We start from the raw sequence: 16,417 nt of genomic DNA on the forward strand, positions 1-16,417 counted from the left end.
CGCGGGGCCTCGAGGGCCGCGAGGCCTCGCGCGCCCGCTCCCGCCCGCCGAGTCGGCCGGAAGGCCCCTTTCACGCCCGCGAATGGGGCCTTGCAGCCGACTCGGCGCGGGTTCTCACCCGCGCCAGGGTCGCCCGCGCCAGGCTCGCCCGCGCCAAGCCCCCCGCTACCCGAGCCTCGGCGGGCCCGGCACCTCGGGCAGATGCGACGCGACCCGGCGCTCGAGCCCGATCCGGATCCCGGGCCACTCGCTCGCGATGATCGAGAACACGACGGTGTCGCGCACGTAGCCCGCGGGCTGGCGCACGTGCGAGCGCAGGATCCCGTCCTGCTTGGCGCCGAGGCGCGCGATGGCGGCGCGCGACTGCTGGTTGAGGAAGTCGGTGCGGAATTCGACCGCGGGGCACTTCCACACGTCAAATGCGTGGCTGAGCAGGAGAAGCTTCGAATCCGGGTTCGTGCCGGTGCCGTGTGCGCTCGCGGCGTTCCACGTGGAACCAATCTCGACGCGGGGCGTCGCGGCGTCGATATTCATGTAGGTCGTCATGCCGATCACGGCCCCCGTGTCGGAGCGGCGGGCCGTGAACGGGATCATGGTGCCGCGATCCTGCAGCTCGAGGCGGCGCCGGATCTCGTCGGCCATAGCGTCGGGCGTCGGCACGCTCGTGTACCAGAGCCGCCACATTTCGCCGTCGCGCGCCGCCTCGACGAGGCCGTCGTGGTGGTCCATCGAGAGCGGCTCGAGCGTGACGATGTGGCCGCGCAGAGTACCCGGGTGAGGAAGCGTCATGCCTTCATTCTGCCCCCGCGGCCGGGGCTTCTCTAGGGGCGCTGCGATCTAGGTACGCTGCGATCTATGGGCGCTGCGATCTAGGGGCGCTGCGACGATGCGAGGCACTCGCGCACCTCGATGCGCGCGGCGACGCCGTCGGCGAGTTCGCCCGCGAGGGCGAGCGCCCGCGCCTCGTTCTCGACCCTGATCGCCCAGATCCGACGCAGCGGCGCACCCGCGCTCTGCGGCCGTTCCGACTCCTCGAGCCCGCCGGGCGAGACGAACTCGACCTGGGCATCGGAGCCGAGCACCTCGGACCATTCCAGCTCGGAGCTCATCGCGAGCTCGTCCTCGAAGCGCGAAAGGAACGCGACCTCGGATTCGAGCGCCTCCTGCGGCCGATCGACGAACTCGGCCTCGGCCCCGCGCAGCAGCAGTAGATATCGCATGATGCCCTCCCGCGGCCGGCACCCCACGGCCCCGCCGCACCTCCATCCTTGCCGATTCTGCCCTCGATGCGCGAAATATTCGCGACAAATGACACATCGAGGGCAGAACTGGCAAGGTGTGGGGGAGGATTGAGGGGTGAGTGAGATCAACGGCGCGAGCGCGAGCGGCTCGTTTCAGGACCGGCACGCAGCGTGGCACCACGAGGTCGAGCGCGGGCGCGCCAACGCCTACGGTCCGCTGAGCGCGACCTCGATGTTCTGGCTCACCCGCGAGCCGCGCACGCTGCCCGGGCTCCCTGGCGTCTGGCGCGCCGACGCGGACGGGCTGGTCACCGTCGATTTTCCGGTGGGTTCCGGCGTCACTTCTGACGGCAAGCCCGCCGATGGCCGTTTCACCGCCGGCCCCCTCACCGGCACCGAGGGCATCACCCTCGGGTGGGGCGACAAGCGCATCGAGGTCGCGGCCCGGAGCGGCGGAATCATCGTCAGGACCAGGGATCCCGAGTCACCGGATCGCGCCGGCTACGCCGGCACTGAGACCTTCGCACCGGACGGCGCGTGGGTCGTCGAGGCGCGCTTCGTGCCGCGCGAGCGCGCGGAGGTGGTGATCGCCTCGGCGGCGGGCGCCGACCGGCTGCAGCGCTACCCCTCCCCCGGCGTCGCCGAGTTCGAGGTGGGCGGAGTGCCCGTCGCGCTTACACTCTTCGGCACCGCCGACGGCGGCGACCTCAGGGCCGTGTTTGCCGACGCGACCGGGGAGGATCTCACCTACCCCGCCGCGCGCTTCGTCGACGTCGAGCCCCTCGGCGGCGACCGCCTACGCATCGACTTCACCCGCGCCGTCAACCCTCCCGCCGCGTACTCCGCGGCCGCGACCTGCCCGTTCCCGCCGCCCGAGAATCGTCTCCCCGTGCGCATCGAGGCCGGCGAGCTGCGGCCCGGGATCGCCCGGCCGTAACCGGTATCGAGCCGCTCGGCAGGCGGCAACCCCGGGGGGCCTGCCCCGCCTCGCTCTGCCCTGCACTGCCCTGTGCTGCGCTGCACGCCCCGCCCCGCCGTCGCTCAGTAATCTGCGCTCGTTCGCACGATTCAGCGCCAGTTCCTGCGAACGAGCGCAGATTTCGGAACGAGCGCAGTGCGAGGGCGCGCCAGCGCCAGAGCGCCAGAACGCCAGCGCGCCAGAGCGTCCGAGCGAGCATCCGCCCGCCCGACCGCCCGCCCGCCCGCCCGACCGCCCGACGCCGCCTACGGCGCCGCCAAAGGGACCTCCGCCGCCCCGCCCGCGAGCACCGCGCGTACGCCGGAGACGAAACGCCCGATCGTGTCGGTCGCGTCGGCGAGCGCGGTGGGCGATTCCTCGGGCCGGTTCAGGTAGCCGTGCACGGTGCCGGGCTGCACGCTCGCCTCGACCGGCACGCCAGCGGCGCGCAACTGCTCCGCGAACTCCTCACCCGAGGCGCGGAGGTCGTCGGCGTCGGCGTTGACGATCACGGTCGGCGGCAGGAGCGCGAGGCGCGCGCCGGGCAGCTCGCCCGCAATGAGCCCGTGAGCTGCGATTTCCGACTCGCTCGCGCCGCCGAGCAGCTCGGCGTACATCGCGGAGATGCGCTCGGCGCCGAAGCGGCGCGCCTCGGGCAGCGCCGCCGTCTCGTCGGAGAGCATGGGATCCTCCCGCTGCACCCGATGCAGCGTCGGGTACTCGAGGATGAGGGCGTCGGCGGCGCGCCCGCTCCCGGCCGCCGCCGCCTCGGCGCGCTCGAGCGCGGCAAGCGTCGCGAGGTGGGCGCCGGCGCTCGCGCCCCCGATGAGGAGTGGTCCGTCGGCGCGCGCGGCCGCCCAGCCGAGCACCGCGGCGACGTCGTTCGCCGGCACGGGGGCGCGCACGCCCTCGCCCGCGAGCGCGTAGTCGACGGAGTACACGTGGATCCCCCGTTCGGCGAAGCGGCGCGAGACCCAGTCGGCCTCCGGCCAGTCGAGCGTCCCGCGCACGAACGAGCCGCCGTGCGCCCAGACGAGCGTCGCCCAGGTCGACTCGGGCGCGGGCGCGTACTCGCGCACCGGCACAACGACTGAGCCGGATCCCGGCCCTGATCCCGATCCCGATCCGGCGCCGGATCCCGATCCCGCGCCGTATCCGGGCACGGAGAGGTCGCGCACCGTGAAGTCCAGCACCGTGAGGTCGTCGCCGCTCATCCCAGCCTCCGCCGCTCCGTCGAAAGAATCGCCGCTCACCAGCATCTCAGACCCGGCGGGGGCGGAGGAGCCAGCCCCGCCGGCCGGCGCGCAGGCCGCGAGCGCCGCGGCGCACGCGAGCACAAGCGCGAGCGCGAGCGCGGGCGCGAGAACGCGAGCGCCCGCTCGCCGGGCCGCTCGCCCCGGCCCGAGTCGCTGCACAGGGTCAGTGTAGGCGAAGACCGCGCGCCCGGCGAGCCCGGGAGGAGAAGCGATACGCGTAGCATCGAAGCAGCAGTCCACACCGTTCCGCGTGCGCGGGAGAAAGCGAGCCCCTCGATGTCGTCACCCACGAAGATCTACCGCAACGCGACGGTGTTCACCGGCGATGCCGAGGTGGCGCCGCGCGAGGCGTTCGCGGTGCGCGACGGCCTGTTTGTCGCGGCGGGCGACCTCGCCTCGGTGCGGCTCGCGGCGAACGCGGGAGCGGGCGCGGGATCCGGATCCGGATCCGCCACCGAAGCCGCCGAGGAGATCGACCTCGGAGGCGCCCTGGTGACGCCGGGGATCACGGAGGGCCACTCCCACATGCTCATGCTCGGCGAGGCCCTGTCGAAGGTGCAGCTGCGCGACGCGAAGACCGTGGGCGAGGTGCAGGAGCGGCTCGCGGCGGCCCGCGCTGCGAACCCCGATGCGCCCCGGATCCTCGGCGTGAGCTGGCTCTTCGACATCTTCGAGGACGGCGAGCAGCCGACGGCGGCGATGCTCGACGCGGCCGTCCCCGACGTGCCCGTGCTGCTCGACGCGAACGACCTGCACTCCGTGTGGGTCAACACGGCGGCGCTCGAGGCGATGGGCATCACCCGCGAAACCCCCGATCCGGTCGGCGGCGAGATCGTGCGCGACGAGAACGGCGACGCGACGGGCTTCCTGCTCGAGACGGCGGCCGTAAAGTACGGCTGGGGCTATCTCGACTCGGTCGCGACGGACGAGGACCGCGACGGTTTCCTGCGGAACGCCTTCGACGCCTACCTCGAGACGGGCGTGACGGCCGTGACCGAGATGTCGTTCGGCGAGGCGGAGCTCGCCGCCTACGGGCGGGTGCTGGATCGCGAGGGGCGCCTGCCGCTCGTGGTGAACGCGCACTGGCTGCTCACGGCGTCGGGCGACCTCGAGACCGACCTCGCGGAGGTCGCGCGGGTGGCGGAGATCCGGGACCGGGTCGCCGCGCAGTACGGGGACCGGTGGCTGCGGATCGCCGGCGTGAAGTTCATCCTCGACGGCGTGATCGACGCGTGCACCGCCGCGATGCGGGCGCCGTACGCGAACGGCGCCATGCCCGGCCCGATCTGGGAGCGAGAGTTCGCGCTGCCCGTCGCGGTCGCCGCGGACGCCGCCGGCCTGCAGTTCGCGCTGCACGCGATCGGCGACGAGGCGAGCACGATCGCGCTCGACATGGTGCAGGAGGCGATCCGGGTGAACGGGCCGCGCGCGGATCGCCGGCCGCGGGTCGAGCACCTCGAGTACGTGGCCGACGACACGATCGCGCGCATGGCCGCGCTCGGCGTGACGGCGTCGATGCAGCCCGTGCACTGCGACCCCGCCGTGCTCGACAACTGGCAGGCGCAGCTCGGCGATGCTCGGGGTGACGAGGGATTCCCGTGGCACAAGTTCCGGGCGGCAGGGGTGACGCTCGCGCTCGGCACCGACGCGCCGACCGCGCCGCACGAGGCGCCGAACAACCTGTTCATCGCGCTGACGGCGAAGTCGGTGCTGGATCGGGAGCGCGCGCCGTACCAGCCTGAGCGGGTGTTCCAGCCGGAGCAGGCGCTCGAGGCGTTCACGCTCGGGCCGGCCTGGGCGACGCGGCGGGATTCCGAGCTCGGCCGGATCGCAACGGGGTACCGCGCGAGCTTCGTCGTGTGGGAGGCGAACCCGCTCGAGGAGTCGCCCGAGGCCCTCCTCGACAAGTCGGCCGCGGAAACCTTCGTGGACGGCACCCGCGCCTACCCGGCGCCCTAGCCGCCCCTACCTTGCCGGTTCTGCGCTCAATGTGCGAATTATCGCGAATAAAACACGCATGGAGCGCAGAACCGGCAAGGTAGAGATCGGGCGGGACTCAGCGGGAGGCGTGAGAATGATGAGCATGAGCATCGAACGATCCGAGTTCACCTTCAGCGACGACCACGGGGTCGAGATCACCGCGTACGCGTGGGAGGCGAAAGACCCGATCGGCATGGTCCAGATCGCGCACGGGATCGGCGAGCACGCTCTGCGCTACGACGCCTTCGCGCGCCACCTCGCGAACTCGGGCCTCTCCGTCTACGCCGACGACCACCGCGGCCACGGCGCGACCGGCATGCGCCAGCACGACGGCGACACGAGCCGTCTCGGCCGTCTCGGCCAGGGCGGCCTCGACGCCACCCAGGCGGAGGTGCTCCAGCTCACGTCGATCATTCGCGAGCGGCACCCCGGCCTTCCCGTCGTCATGTTCGCGCACTCCTGGGGTTCCCTCATGGCGCAGCGCATCCTCAACGCGCACCCCCGCGCCTGGGACGCCCTCGTCCTCTCCGGCAGCGCCTTCCGCACGTTCCGTCACATGGAAAGCGGCGAGCTCAACGCGAACTGGGCCAGCGCTCCCAGCGCTCCCGGCGCTGAGGTCACCGGCTTCGAATGGCTGAGTCGGGATCCGCAGGTCGCGGCCGACTTCCTCGCCGACCCGCTGTGCTTCCCCGCCGACATCCTGAAGCTCTTCGGCGTGGCCGACGGGCTGCGCCTCTACGGCAAGCCAGGCGCTGGCCTCGCGCCGGAGATCCCGATCCTCATCACGGCGGGTGCCGACGACCCGCTGAGCCGCGGCGACGGCCTGCGCCTCCTCGCCGACGCCTACCGCAAGCGCGGCGTGCGCGACGTCACGATGCGGATCTACCCGGGCGCGCGGCATGAGATCCTGAACGAAACGAATCGCGACGAGGTCTTCGCCGACGTCACGACGTGGATCGAGGAGCGGATCGCCTCGCACTGACCGCGCGACCGCCCGACCCGCGCAGTCCGGCCTACCGGCCGCACCACCCCAGGGCGTACCCTGAGACCATGAGCAAGCACGGCGAGTACAAGGTTCCCGGCGGGAAGCTGGTCGTCGTCGACTTCGAACTGGTCGACGGCCGCATCCAGGATTTCCACCTGTCAGGCGACTTCTTCCTCGAGCCAGACGACGCCCTCGCCGACATCGACCGCGCGGTCGACGGCATGAGCCCGAACGGCACGATCGAGCAGTTCGCCGAGGCCATCCAGGCGGCCCTCCCCGCGGAGGTTCACCTGCTCGGTTTCACCCCCGAGTCGGTCGGGATCGCGATCCGGCGCGCCGTCACCGGCGCCGCCCACTGGCGCGACTACGACTGGCAGATCCTGCACGAGCCGCCCGTCTCGCCGATGCTCAACGCAGCCCTCGACGAGGTGCTCACGGCGGCCGTCGGCGAGGGGCTGCGCGGCCCGACGCTCCGGATCTGGGAGTGGGACGAGCCCGCGGTCATCATCGGCAGCTTCCAGTCGGTCAAGAACGAGGTCGACGAGGACGAGGCGGCGGCGCGCGGCGCCACGATCGTGCGCCGCATCTCGGGCGGCGGCGCCATGTACATGGCCCCGGAGTCCTCGATCACCTACGCGCTGTATGTGCCTGGCGAGCTCGTGCGCGGTATGAGCTTCGCCGACTCCTACGCCTACCTCGACGAGTGGGTGCTCGAGGCGCTGAAGACGCTCGGGATCGACGCCGTCTACAAGCCGCTCAACGACATCACGAGCCCGCACGGCAAGATCGGGGGCGCTGCGCAGAAGCGCCTCGGATCCGGAGCCGTGCTGCACCACGTCACGATGGCCTACGACATGGACGGCGAGGTCATGGCGAAGGTGCTCCGGATCGGGCGCGAAAAGCTGTCCGACAAGGGCACCTCGAGCGCCCAGAAGCGGGTGGACCCGCTCCGCAGCCAGACCGGACTCACGCGCGAGGCGATCGTCGAGCGCATGGTCGAGGTGTTCAAGCGCCGCCACGGCGGCACCGACGGCGAGGTCACCGAGGGCGAGTGGGACGCGGCAGAGCGCCTGGTCGAGGAGAAGTTCAAGACCGAGGCCTGGATCCGCCGGGTGCCCTAGCCGCGCCGGCGCCTCGCGCCGCTGCGCTCGCGGGGAATTCTGCGCCCAACTTCAAGAATTTGGGCATCCAGTTCAGCTGGGTGCAGATCTCCTGGCGAGCGCAGCGCGCCGAGCGCGCCGAGCGCAGCGTCACGCGGAAGGCACAGTGACCCGGATCTCCTCGCCCGGCTGTGTCGGCCTGCGCACGAGCAGGCCTGCCTCCTCGGCGATGACGGCCGCGCCGGCCCAGTCGTACTCGCCCAGATCGGCCTCGACGAAGCCGTCGATCGTGCCGTCGGCGACGGCGCAGATGCCGAGCGCGGCAGCGCCAAACGCGCGCATGTCGTTGTACCCGGCCATGAGCCCAGCGAGCCCCCGGTACTGGCGGTCGCGGGTTGCCGGATCGTAGGCCACGCCGGTCCCGAGGATCCTCGCCGTCGTGCCGTGCGTCGGGCCGCGCAGGGCCCGCCGCTCCCCGGCCTCCTCCACGAAGGCGCCGAGCCCGGCGCCCGCGGAATACACGCGCCCGAGCGCGGGCGCGTGCACGACGCCGACGACCCAGCGACCGGTGGCCAGCTCCTGCGCACCGATCGAGGTGCCGAAGTACGGGATCCGCCGGATGAAGTTCGTCGTGCCGTCGAGTGGATCGATCGACCACCTGATCTCGGCCAGCTCATGCAGCTGGTCGGGAAGCTCCTCGCCCGTGACCTCGTCGCGCGGGCGTTCCGCCCCGAGCACATCCCGCACCGCGCGCTCCGCCGACAGGTCCACCTCCGTCACGAGGTCGGCCGCGCCCGATTTCTCCCCGATGGCGAGCGCTCCCCCGTAGCCGATCTCGAGCACGCGAGCGCCGGCGCGGGCCGCCCGAAGTGCGGTGCCGAGGAGCCCGGCGATGTCCAGGTCAGCCATCTGTGCTCGCCAGCGCCTCGATGAACCGGAGGATCGCGACGGCGCCGGGATCCCGCTGCCCGATCGAGCGTTCCTGCTGCCAGGCCGCCCGGCCGCGCCGGGACTGCCACTCGGCGGACTCCGCGACCGCCCGGTCCGCGACCTCACGCACGGCGTCGGCATCGGCGCCTGCTGCGAGCGCAAGCTGGACGGGGATCAGGACGTCGAGCAGGGTCTTGTCGCCGGGCTGCGCACCTCCGCGCTCTGCGATTCGGGCGCCGAGCTCCTCGACCACTGCGACGGTACTGTCCCGGTTCAGGTGTTCTCCGGCCGCCACGGCCTCGGCCGCCGCGATCGTGCCGCCGCCGACGAGGGCGGCGAAGGTCGAGGGATTCGCCGAGGAGAATGCGAGCCCCGCGCGGGTCAGCACGCTCCGCGCGTCCGAGTCCTCGGGGAGCTCAGCGAGCGTCGCCGCGACCGCATCTGCGCCGGCCGAGATCGTGATCCCGAGATCGCCGTCGCCCAGGACCGCGTCGAGCTCGCGCAGCTCGTCTGCGGAATCGCGGAGGCGGGTCATCGCCTCGATCAATTGGGCGCGAAGCCGGCTCGGCGAGCCGTCAGAGACCCGTCCGGCTCCGGATCCTGCGCCGGATCCGGGCGAAGATCCCGCAGCTTCCGAGCCATCCGCCGCGGCGTCTCCGCCAACGCCGGAGTCCGCACCCCCCGGCCCCGCATCGCCCGGCAGCGGCGCGCTCCCCTGCTGGAAGAAGGGAGAGCCCGCGGGATCGTGCAGGAGCTCCTCGAGCTGCTCGTCGAGCTGCATGATCGAGAGCGAGGCCCCGGCCATCTCGAGGCTCGTCACATATTCGCCAACGAGGCGGTAGCCGATCTCGACGCCGCGCTGCGTGAGCTCCTGATGGACGCGCCGGTAGATGACGTACAGCTCCTCGAGCGGGGTGGCCCCCAGCCCGTTGACCAGTACGGCGACCCGCCGTCCCGCCGTGAGATCGAGCTCTTGCTCGAGTTCTGCGATGAATCGGTCAGTGATCTCGTCGGCGGTCTCGAGCGCGCCACGGTGGCTGCCGCGTTCGCCGTGGATCCCGACGCCGATCTCCATCTCGCCCTCGTCGAGCTGGAACGTGGCCTCGCCGGCTGCGGGGAGGATGGTCGGCGAGAGACCGACCCCCATGGTTCGCGTCGCGTCGGCGGCGCGCTGAGCCACCCCGGCCACCTCGGCCAGGCTCGCCCCGCGGTCTGCGATCGCCCCGGCGACCTTGTAGACGAGCACGAGTCCCGCGACTCCCCGGCGTTCGGCGGCCCGGTCCGCCGGCGCCGACTGGATGTCGTCAGCCCCCAGCACGGTGCGCACCTCGACGCCCTCGGCACGGCACAGCTCGGCCGCGATGTCGAAGTTGTAGACGTCCCCGCCGTAGTTTCCGTAGAGGTACAGGAGCCCTGCGCCGCCGTTGACGGCGCGCGAGGCGGCATGGATCTGCGCGGCGCTCGGCGAGGAGAAGACGTTGCCGACCGCGACGGCGGAGCACAGCCCTCGCCCGACATAGCCGAGGAAGAACGGGAGGTGGCCCGAGCCTCCGCCCGTGACGATTCCCACGCGGCCGGCCTTCGGCGCGTCGCTGCGCACGAGCGCCCTGCGGTCCTGGGTCGCGGCGCGCAGCTGATCCGGGTGGGCGAGCAGGATGCCGTCGAGCACCTCGTCGACGAAGCCCTCCGGAGTGTTGATGATCTTGCGCATGGTACCTCTTCCGTTTCTCCGTCACTCGCCCGCGAGGAGCGGGCTGAATACGTCGCGCTCGATGAGCGCCTCGCCGTCGACCTCGAGGCGACCGGACGGCCTGAGGTCCTTCACGATGTCCCAGTGAATCGCAGACTCATTGGTTCCTCCGCACTGGGGATACGAGCGCCCCAGGGCCATGTGCACGGTTCCGAGGATCTTCTCGTCAAGCAGCAGATCCCCCGTCAGCGTGCGCATGTTGGGGTTCGTCCCGATCCCGAGCTCGCCGACCCGCCGCGCACCCGGCGCGGTGAGCACGCGGTCGACGAAGTCGCCCCCCTCTGCCGCGGTCGCACGAACGACCTCGCCGCGCAGGAACTCCAGTCTGAGGTCCCGGATCGGTGCCCCGCCGAACCAGAAGCGGCCCGGGAACGTGATGAAGCCCTCAACGCCGTCCTCGCGGGGAGCCGTCGCGACCTCGCCGTCCGGCAGATTGGCCTCACCCGCGAACGGCACCCAGGTCCTGCCTGCACAGTTGAGCCGGAGGTCGGTGTCCACATCGACGATCCTGACTTCCGATGCTCCGTCAAGACGCTCGCAGAGTCGCTCAAGATGCCGGAGGTGTGCCGGCCAATCGGCGAGCGTACCGGCAAAGAACTCCTGTTCAAGCTGCTCGGGATCGACACCGATGAGCTCGGCCCAGCCTGCGGTCGGGATCCGCACGAGCGTCCACCTCGTGCCCTGCCAGCGCGCCGTCGACACGACGCCCTTGGCCTCGCGCTGCAGGCTCAGCCGAGCGCCGTCGATGCCGTCCGACGGCGGCTCCATGCCGCGAAACGAGACGTGCACGTCGGCCCACTCCATTGCGGCGAGCTCGAGCGGCCCCGGCGTCGACAGCATCGCTTCGTCCGCGTGCTCGAGCGCCGAGCGGTCGTAGCGCTCCTCGGTCATGAGGACCTGCGGGAGGCCCCCTCGTCGGTACACCTCGTCGACGAACGCTGCCGTGGCGTCGAGCACCGCAGGCGACGTCGCGAAGATTCCGACCCGCGTTCCCGACTCGACGCCGTTCACGCGTGCGAGATGGGCCGCGAGCTCCTGCCACCTGCTCATGCTCGGCTCTCCTCCCTGACGCCCCTGAGCGCCCAATAGGTCCTGGTGAACTCCTCATGCGCGGTCCTGATCACCTGCGCTTCGGGGTCATCGCGTGGGGCGGCCGTGATCGCGGCGCCGATCCGCGGCCAGGCGGCGGCCTCCTCCTCGGTGAGCATGCCGACACCGATCGCGGCGAGGATCGCGTCCCCGTATGAGGCCCCGAGCGTTTCTGCGGGGAGCAGATCGTGCCCGCTGAGGTCGCTCACGACCCCGGTGATGATGTCGTTCTTCACGCCGCCGCCGACGGCCACGATGCGCCGCGCCTTGCTGCCCGCCTCGACGAGCGACTCGAGTGCGAGGGCAATCGAGTGCCCGACCCCCTCTGCGACCGCCCTCGCCAACTCGGCGCGGCCCGAGCCGAGCGTGAGCCCCGTGAACGCCGCGCGTCCACCTGGATCGTGAAACGGCGTGCGCTCGCCGCTAAAGTGCGGGAGGTGCAGCACGCCGTTTGCGCCCGGCGGCGCCGAGCGGGCGAGTTCGAGCAGCCGCTGGAAGAGCGCGGCGTCACCGTCGCCACGCTCGAGGTCCAGCTGATCAGCGATCCAGCGCGTCGCCGTGCCCCCCGTGGAGGTGCCAGCGGCGAGCACGTATCTCCCGGGAAACACCCACGGTGCCGACCAGAGCAGCGGATCCGTCACCGGCCTGTCGTGCACCTGGATGAGGAAGCCGGTCGATCCCAGTTGGATCATGAGATCGCCGGCTGACATCACCGAGGCGCCGATCGCCTCCGCCGGCGAGTCGGTGGTACCGACCACGACGGGCAGGCCCTCGGGCAGGCCAGTCTCGGCGGCAGCGGCGGCGGTGACGCCTCCCGCAATCTCGCTTGACCAGGCGGTTTCCGGGAGCTTTTCGCTGGGCACCGTGCCGTCGAGCCCGGAGCAGTCCCAGCGCTGCGCTGCGAGATCGTAGAACGGGTGGTAGTACCCGGCGGTCGCGTGATCCATGACGACGCGACCGGTGAGACGCGCAACGAGGTAGCTCTGGCTCGTGAGATACCAGCGCGTGCGCGCCGCGACCTCGGGTTCCTTCCGCTCGATCCAGAGCGCCTTCGGGCCGGCCGATTGGCTCGTAAGTGCGTTCCCCGAGCGGCGCAGGATCTCCTCCGCCCCGAGCAGACCCTCGAGCTCTCGGATCTCGTCTTCTGCGCGCGTGTCGACCCCGTAGAGGATCCCGGGCCGCAGCGGCCGCAGGTCCTCGTCGACGGGAAGCACACACGGGCCGATGGCGCTGCACCCCATGCCGACGAGTTCGTCTTCGTCGCCGACGTGCCCGAGCAGTTCCCGAGTCACTGTGACCAGGTCCTGCCACCAGACTCCGTCGGCGTCGTGCTCCACCCACCCGGGCCGCGGCGTCGACAGTTCGTGTCGAGCACGTGCCTCCGCGCGTACGCGCCCCGCGTCGTCGACAAGCACTCCTTTCGTCTCGAAGGTGCCGATGTCGATCCCGAGCACGAGCCTCGTCATTCCGCGCTCCCTCTCACTTGGTGGCCTGCCCGCTCGCGGCGACCGCGAGCGTGCGCGTCTCGGTCGGCGTCGGCCGTCTGCGCCAGCGTTTCAGGCGAAGCTGATCGAAGACCATGACCGCAATCAGAATCACACCCTGCGCGATCGCGTACTCGTAGGAAGACAGCCGAAGCGCGGTGAATCCCGACTGCACGACCTGGAGCACGAGCGCGGCAAGAACGACGCCCGTGACCGTCGCGTACCCGCCCATCGGGTTCGTCCCGCCGAGCACCGCGATCACGATCACGAGCAGCACATAGGAGCTGCCATAGTCGGCGCTCGCGGTCGGATTGCGCGCAAGGAACACCAGGCCGGCGCACGCGCCCAGGAGGCCCGTCAGCAGATAGGTGCCGTAGAGCACGCTCGAGCGCCGGATCCCCGAGTACTGCGCAGCCACCGGGTTCGCGCCCTGGAGCATCGTCCGCCGCCCGAACGGCGTGCGGGAGAGGATCACGCCAACGAGCAGCGCGATCACGACGAACAGGATGAAGAGGACCGGGATCCCCGCCACCGTCGATTTTCCGAGCCCCGCAAGCGCTGCGGGGGCGCCGTACAGCGTCTTGCCGCCCGTCCACACGATCGCGAGCCCGTTGAAGATCTGCATCGACGCGAGCGTCGCGAGGATCGGCGCTATGCCGACGGTGGCGATGAGGAAGGCGTTGAACAGCCCCGCAAGAAGCCCGACGCCCAGCCCGAGAAGCAGGATCAGCGGGGCCATGGACTCCGCCTGACCGGGGTCTCCGGCCGCCACAGCTGAGTAGACCGTGCTCACGGTGATCGCGGTGAGGTTTGCGGTGGCCACGAGCGATAGGTCGATCCCGCCGGTCATCATCGCGAACGCCATCGCGACGGCCAGGATCCCGATCTCGGGCGACGCGACCATGAGGTTCTGCAGGTTCAGCGGGTTCAGGAAGACCGCTGGCTTCATGATCGCGAAGAACGCGAACGCGAGGACGAGCAGGACGACCATGCGGCCAATCCCGCGCTCGACATGAATGCGCGAGAGGAACGAGGCGAACGAGCGGTCCACCTGCGCGTTCGCCCTGGCGAACGCGCCCTGCGGCTCAGCCGGCATGGCTCGCCTCCTTCTCCGTGTCCAGGACGAAGGTCCGCTTCGCGGCACGCTTCGCCATGATCGCCTGCACCCCGACGCCGAGCGCGAGCAGGATGCCCACCGCGGCGCGCTGCCACGCCGTCGGCACTCCCATCAGGATCAGGCTGTTATTGATGATCTGTACGAGCAGGACGCCGAGCACCGTGCCGGTCACGCTGCCCTTGCCCCCGAAGATTGAAGCTCCGCCCAGCACGACCGCCGCGATGACATCGAGCTCGGTGCCCACGAGATCCTGGGGATTCGCGTTCTGACCGAGCGTCACGTGGATCAGCCCACCCACCGCCGCGATCGCGCCTGCGAGCACGTAGAGCAGGATCTGGAACCGGATGACCGGGAAGCCCGCTCGCCTGGCGCCCTCGATGTCGCCTCCGATCGCGTAGAGTCCGCGCCCGAACATGGTCTTCCGCAGGAGCAGTGACACCCCGATGACGAGCACGATGACCGGCACGGTCAGCATCGGCAGGTACGCGCGCGTACCCTCGATCGCGATGAGGTTCGAGGTCGAGAGCTGGGACATGCTCGCGGGGAGGTCCGCGATGTACTTGGAGCCCACGTATGCGAGCAGCACGCCCTTGAAGATGCCCTGCGTCGCGAGCGTCACGATCAGCGTCGGCAATCGGAAGCGTGCGATCACCACGCCGTTCACGGACCCGAGTAGCGCGCCGAGCACCACGCTGATGACGAGCGCGCCGAGCACCCCGGGGTCGAACGCCCCCTGCTGCGCGAGGAACACCGTCGTGTAGGCCGAGAAGATTGCGATGGCGGGGAACGAGACGTCGATCCCGCCCGAGATGATGACGAGGAGCACGCCGAGCGCCAGGACCATGGGAACGAGAGCCGCACGCAGGATCGAAAAGAGCGTGTGCACCGTGAAGAAGGTCGGGTTGACGAGGCTCATCGCGACGACGAGCAGGACGATGATGCCGACGAGCACGAGCTCGCTCGTGAAGCGGGATGCGCCCCTGGCGCCAAATATGGAACGGGTCGAGCCGGTCATGCGGCCATCACCTCCTGGATTCTGTCGGTCTCGATCTGGTCCCCGTCGAACTCGGCGACGATCTCGCCGCGGCGAACGATGAGCACCCGGTTGCAGATCGAGACGAGCTCCGGGACGTCGTCGGAGATCATGATCACGCCCATGCCGGCCCGCGCCGTCTCGCGCAGAATCTGCAGGATCTCCTCCTTCGACCCCACGTCGACGCCGACGGTTGGCCCGTTCAGGATGAGCACCCTCGGCTCGGTCGCGAGCCACTTCGCGAGCACGACGCGCTGGGCGTTGCCGCCGGAGAGCGAGCGCACCGGTGCTGCGACGCTCGGCGCCTTGATCCGGAGGCGCTCGAAGAGCCTCGAGATCGTCGCTGCGGCGCGCTTCGGGCTCAAGAACACTCTGCCGCGGGCGTGCTTGTCAAGGGAGCCCGCGATGATGTTGTCCGAGATCGACTTGTCGAGGAAGAGCCCCTGAGTGAGGCGATCCTCCGGCACATACCCGATGCCAGCGTCGACGGCCTTCTCGATGCTGCCAGCCGGGATCCGCCTGCCGCCGAGCTGCACGCTGCCGGACTTCGCCTTCAGCACGCCGAAGAGCGCCTCCGCGATCTCGCCTCGGCCAGAGCCGAGAAGTCCTGTGAGGCCCAAGACCTCTCCCGGGCGAAGCTCGAAGCTGACGTCGGTGAAGGCGCCGGGGAGGTCGAGCCGCTCGACCGTGAGCAGGGGTTCGACGCTCGGATCGACGTCCACGACGACCCGCGAATCGTCGACGTCGCGGCCCGTCATCGCCTCGGTGAGGGAGCGCACATCGAACTCCGTCGCCGGGCCGTGCGCCACGAGCTTTCCGCTGCGCAGCACCGTGAGCTCCTGCGAGACCCCCAGGGCCTCTTCGAGCTTGTGACTCACAAACACGAGCGCGACCCCGCGTTGCTGCAGCCGATTCACGAGCGCGAACAGCCGCTTCACCTCCGAGTGGGTGAGCGCCGTCGTCGGCTCGTCCATGAAGATCACGCGGGCGTCCTGGACGAGCGCCCGGCAGATGGCCGTCAGCTGACGATCCGCAACCGAGAGCCGGCCCACCTCCGCGTCGAGGTCGAGGCGAAGCTCGAGCTCCTCGACGATCCGCTCGGCCGCGGGCCGGAGTTTGCGCGCGCTGAACAACTTGCGTCGATCCGCGATCGCCGCGGGAAGCACGATGTTCTCTGCGACGGTCAGATTCGGGAACAGCGAGAAGTCCTGGTAGATCACCTGGATTCCAGAGCGGAGTGCGAGCATCGGCGTCATCTTCTGGACGGACTCGCCATCGATCAGGATCTCGCCGGAGTCCGCGCTCTCGACGCCGCTGATGATCTTGATGAGTGTCGATTTCCCGCACCCGTTCTCACCCGCGAGGCAGTGCACGCTCCCCGCGTGGAGTGCCATGGAGACCTGGTCGAGGGCGACCACGCCTCCGAAAGTCTTCCGTATCCCGCGCACTTCGAGAACGGGGCCGGCGCCTAGCTCGGAGGCTTCTCTGGGCATC

The 16,417-nt window shown here is 70.6% G+C and carries 14 protein-coding genes; 4 read left to right on the top strand and 10 right to left on the bottom strand.

Going from position 1 to position 16,417, the window contains the following annotated elements:
- Nucleotides 1-165: 165 nt before the first annotated feature.
- Both ACOPJ3_RS00775 and ACOPJ3_RS00780 read right to left on the bottom strand, forming a co-directional pair.
- Entirely contained in the window at nucleotides 166-789 is a 624-nt protein-coding gene (locus ACOPJ3_RS00775; protein ID WP_427869924.1) for a GNAT family N-acetyltransferase, read from the bottom strand.
- 80 nt (nucleotides 790-869) lie between these two features.
- Complete coding sequence (locus ACOPJ3_RS00780; RefSeq protein ID WP_427869925.1) at nucleotides 870-1,220, bottom strand: hypothetical protein; 351 nt, start codon at nucleotides 1,218-1,220, stop codon at nucleotides 870-872.
- Nucleotides 1,221-1,356: 136 nt separating this feature from the next.
- On the opposite strand from ACOPJ3_RS00780, the gene ACOPJ3_RS00785 reads away from it, so the two are divergent.
- The gene (locus ACOPJ3_RS00785) at nucleotides 1,357-2,178 is read left to right on the top strand and encodes a DUF1684 domain-containing protein (RefSeq protein ID WP_427869926.1); all 822 of its coding nucleotides are present in this window, start codon (nucleotides 1,357-1,359) and stop codon (nucleotides 2,176-2,178) included.
- 287 nt (nucleotides 2,179-2,465) lie between these two features.
- On the opposite strand, the gene ACOPJ3_RS00790 is transcribed toward ACOPJ3_RS00785, so the two are convergent.
- Nucleotides 2,466-3,614 carry an alpha/beta hydrolase gene (locus ACOPJ3_RS00790; protein WP_427869927.1) on the bottom strand — a complete coding sequence of 383 codons (1,149 nt, stop codon included), beginning with the start codon at nucleotides 3,612-3,614 and terminating at the stop codon, nucleotides 2,466-2,468.
- A gap of 117 nt (nucleotides 3,615-3,731) precedes the next feature.
- Between ACOPJ3_RS00790 and ACOPJ3_RS00795 the strand changes: the two genes are divergently transcribed.
- From ACOPJ3_RS00795 to ACOPJ3_RS00805, 3 genes are all read left to right on the top strand, one after another.
- Nucleotides 3,732-5,414 carry an amidohydrolase gene (locus ACOPJ3_RS00795; RefSeq protein ID WP_427869928.1) on the top strand — a complete coding sequence of 561 codons (1,683 nt, stop codon included), beginning with the start codon at nucleotides 3,732-3,734 and terminating at the stop codon, nucleotides 5,412-5,414.
- A gap of 124 nt (nucleotides 5,415-5,538) precedes the next feature.
- Complete coding sequence (locus ACOPJ3_RS00800) at nucleotides 5,539-6,417, top strand: alpha/beta fold hydrolase (protein WP_427869929.1); 879 nt, start codon at nucleotides 5,539-5,541, stop codon at nucleotides 6,415-6,417.
- A 68-nt stretch (nucleotides 6,418-6,485) separates the two neighbouring features.
- Nucleotides 6,486-7,541, top strand: coding sequence for a lipoate--protein ligase family protein (locus ACOPJ3_RS00805; protein WP_427869930.1), 1,056 nt, complete (start codon nucleotides 6,486-6,488; stop codon nucleotides 7,539-7,541).
- Between the two features lie 129 nt (nucleotides 7,542-7,670).
- Here ACOPJ3_RS00805 and ACOPJ3_RS00810 read toward each other — a convergent pair whose 3' ends face one another.
- Genes ACOPJ3_RS00810 through ACOPJ3_RS00840 form a run of 7 tightly spaced genes read right to left on the bottom strand, consistent with a single transcriptional unit; the run spans nucleotide 7,671 to nucleotide 16,416 of the window.
- Nucleotides 7,671-8,429, bottom strand: coding sequence for an inositol monophosphatase family protein (locus ACOPJ3_RS00810; RefSeq protein WP_427869931.1), 759 nt, complete (start codon nucleotides 8,427-8,429; stop codon nucleotides 7,671-7,673).
- The gene (locus tag ACOPJ3_RS00815) at nucleotides 8,422-10,161 is read right to left on the bottom strand and encodes a dihydroxyacetone kinase family protein (protein ID WP_427869932.1); all 1,740 of its coding nucleotides are present in this window, start codon (nucleotides 10,159-10,161) and stop codon (nucleotides 8,422-8,424) included. The genes ACOPJ3_RS00810 and ACOPJ3_RS00815 overlap by 8 nt, the downstream gene beginning before the upstream one ends.
- A gap of 21 nt (nucleotides 10,162-10,182) precedes the next feature.
- Complete coding sequence (locus tag ACOPJ3_RS00820; protein ID WP_427869933.1) at nucleotides 10,183-11,250, bottom strand: aminopeptidase; 1,068 nt, start codon at nucleotides 11,248-11,250, stop codon at nucleotides 10,183-10,185.
- Nucleotides 11,247-12,755 (bottom strand): FGGY-family carbohydrate kinase, encoded by a 1,509-nt coding sequence (locus ACOPJ3_RS00825; protein WP_427869934.1) that lies wholly within the window; start codon nucleotides 12,753-12,755, stop codon nucleotides 11,247-11,249. Before ACOPJ3_RS00825 ends, ACOPJ3_RS00820 begins: the two co-directional genes overlap by 4 nt.
- Nucleotides 12,756-12,768: 13 nt before the next feature.
- The gene (locus tag ACOPJ3_RS00830; RefSeq protein ID WP_427869935.1) at nucleotides 12,769-13,869 is read right to left on the bottom strand and encodes an ABC transporter permease; all 1,101 of its coding nucleotides are present in this window, start codon (nucleotides 13,867-13,869) and stop codon (nucleotides 12,769-12,771) included.
- Nucleotides 13,859-14,905: an ABC transporter permease gene (locus ACOPJ3_RS00835; protein WP_427869936.1), complete on the bottom strand. Its 1,047-nt coding sequence runs from the start codon at nucleotides 14,903-14,905 to the stop codon at nucleotides 13,859-13,861. Before ACOPJ3_RS00835 ends, ACOPJ3_RS00830 begins: the two co-directional genes overlap by 11 nt.
- Nucleotides 14,902-16,416 carry a sugar ABC transporter ATP-binding protein gene (locus ACOPJ3_RS00840; protein WP_427869937.1) on the bottom strand — a complete coding sequence of 505 codons (1,515 nt, stop codon included), beginning with the start codon at nucleotides 16,414-16,416 and terminating at the stop codon, nucleotides 14,902-14,904. Before ACOPJ3_RS00840 ends, ACOPJ3_RS00835 begins: the two co-directional genes overlap by 4 nt.
- Between the last annotated feature and the right edge of the window lies 1 nt (nucleotide 16,417).

It is taken from the genome of Leucobacter luti (assembly GCF_050310065.1).
Lineage (GTDB): Bacteria > Actinomycetota > Actinomycetes > Actinomycetales > Microbacteriaceae > Leucobacter > Leucobacter luti_B.

What these genes read in the sequence shown, in the direction of transcription:
- ACOPJ3_RS00775 (WP_427869924.1), bottom strand. Translation starts at nt 789, where the DNA reads ATGACGCTTCCTCACCCGGGTACTCTGCGCGGCCACATCGTCACGCTC.
- ACOPJ3_RS00780 (WP_427869925.1), bottom strand. Translation starts at nt 1,220, where the DNA reads ATGCGATATCTACTGCTGCTGCGCGGGGCCGAGGCCGAGTTCGTCGAT.
- ACOPJ3_RS00795 (WP_427869928.1), top strand. Translation starts at nt 3,732, where the DNA reads ATGTCGTCACCCACGAAGATCTACCGCAACGCGACGGTGTTCACCGGC.
- ACOPJ3_RS00800 (WP_427869929.1), top strand. Translation starts at nt 5,539, where the DNA reads ATGAGCATCGAACGATCCGAGTTCACCTTCAGCGACGACCACGGGGTC.
- ACOPJ3_RS00805 (WP_427869930.1), top strand. Translation starts at nt 6,486, where the DNA reads ATGAGCAAGCACGGCGAGTACAAGGTTCCCGGCGGGAAGCTGGTCGTC.
- ACOPJ3_RS00810 (WP_427869931.1), bottom strand. Translation starts at nt 8,429, where the DNA reads ATGGCTGACCTGGACATCGCCGGGCTCCTCGGCACCGCACTTCGGGCG.
- ACOPJ3_RS00815 (WP_427869932.1), bottom strand. Translation starts at nt 10,161, where the DNA reads ATGCGCAAGATCATCAACACTCCGGAGGGCTTCGTCGACGAGGTGCTC.
- ACOPJ3_RS00820 (WP_427869933.1), bottom strand. Translation starts at nt 11,250, where the DNA reads ATGAGCAGGTGGCAGGAGCTCGCGGCCCATCTCGCACGCGTGAACGGC.
- ACOPJ3_RS00825 (WP_427869934.1), bottom strand. Translation starts at nt 12,755, where the DNA reads ATGACGAGGCTCGTGCTCGGGATCGACATCGGCACCTTCGAGACGAAA.
- ACOPJ3_RS00830 (WP_427869935.1), bottom strand. Translation starts at nt 13,869, where the DNA reads ATGCCGGCTGAGCCGCAGGGCGCGTTCGCCAGGGCGAACGCGCAGGTG.
- ACOPJ3_RS00835 (WP_427869936.1), bottom strand. Translation starts at nt 14,905, where the DNA reads ATGACCGGCTCGACCCGTTCCATATTTGGCGCCAGGGGCGCATCCCGC.
- ACOPJ3_RS00840 (WP_427869937.1), bottom strand. Translation starts at nt 16,416, where the DNA reads ATGCCCAGAGAAGCCTCCGAGCTAGGCGCCGGCCCCGTTCTCGAAGTG.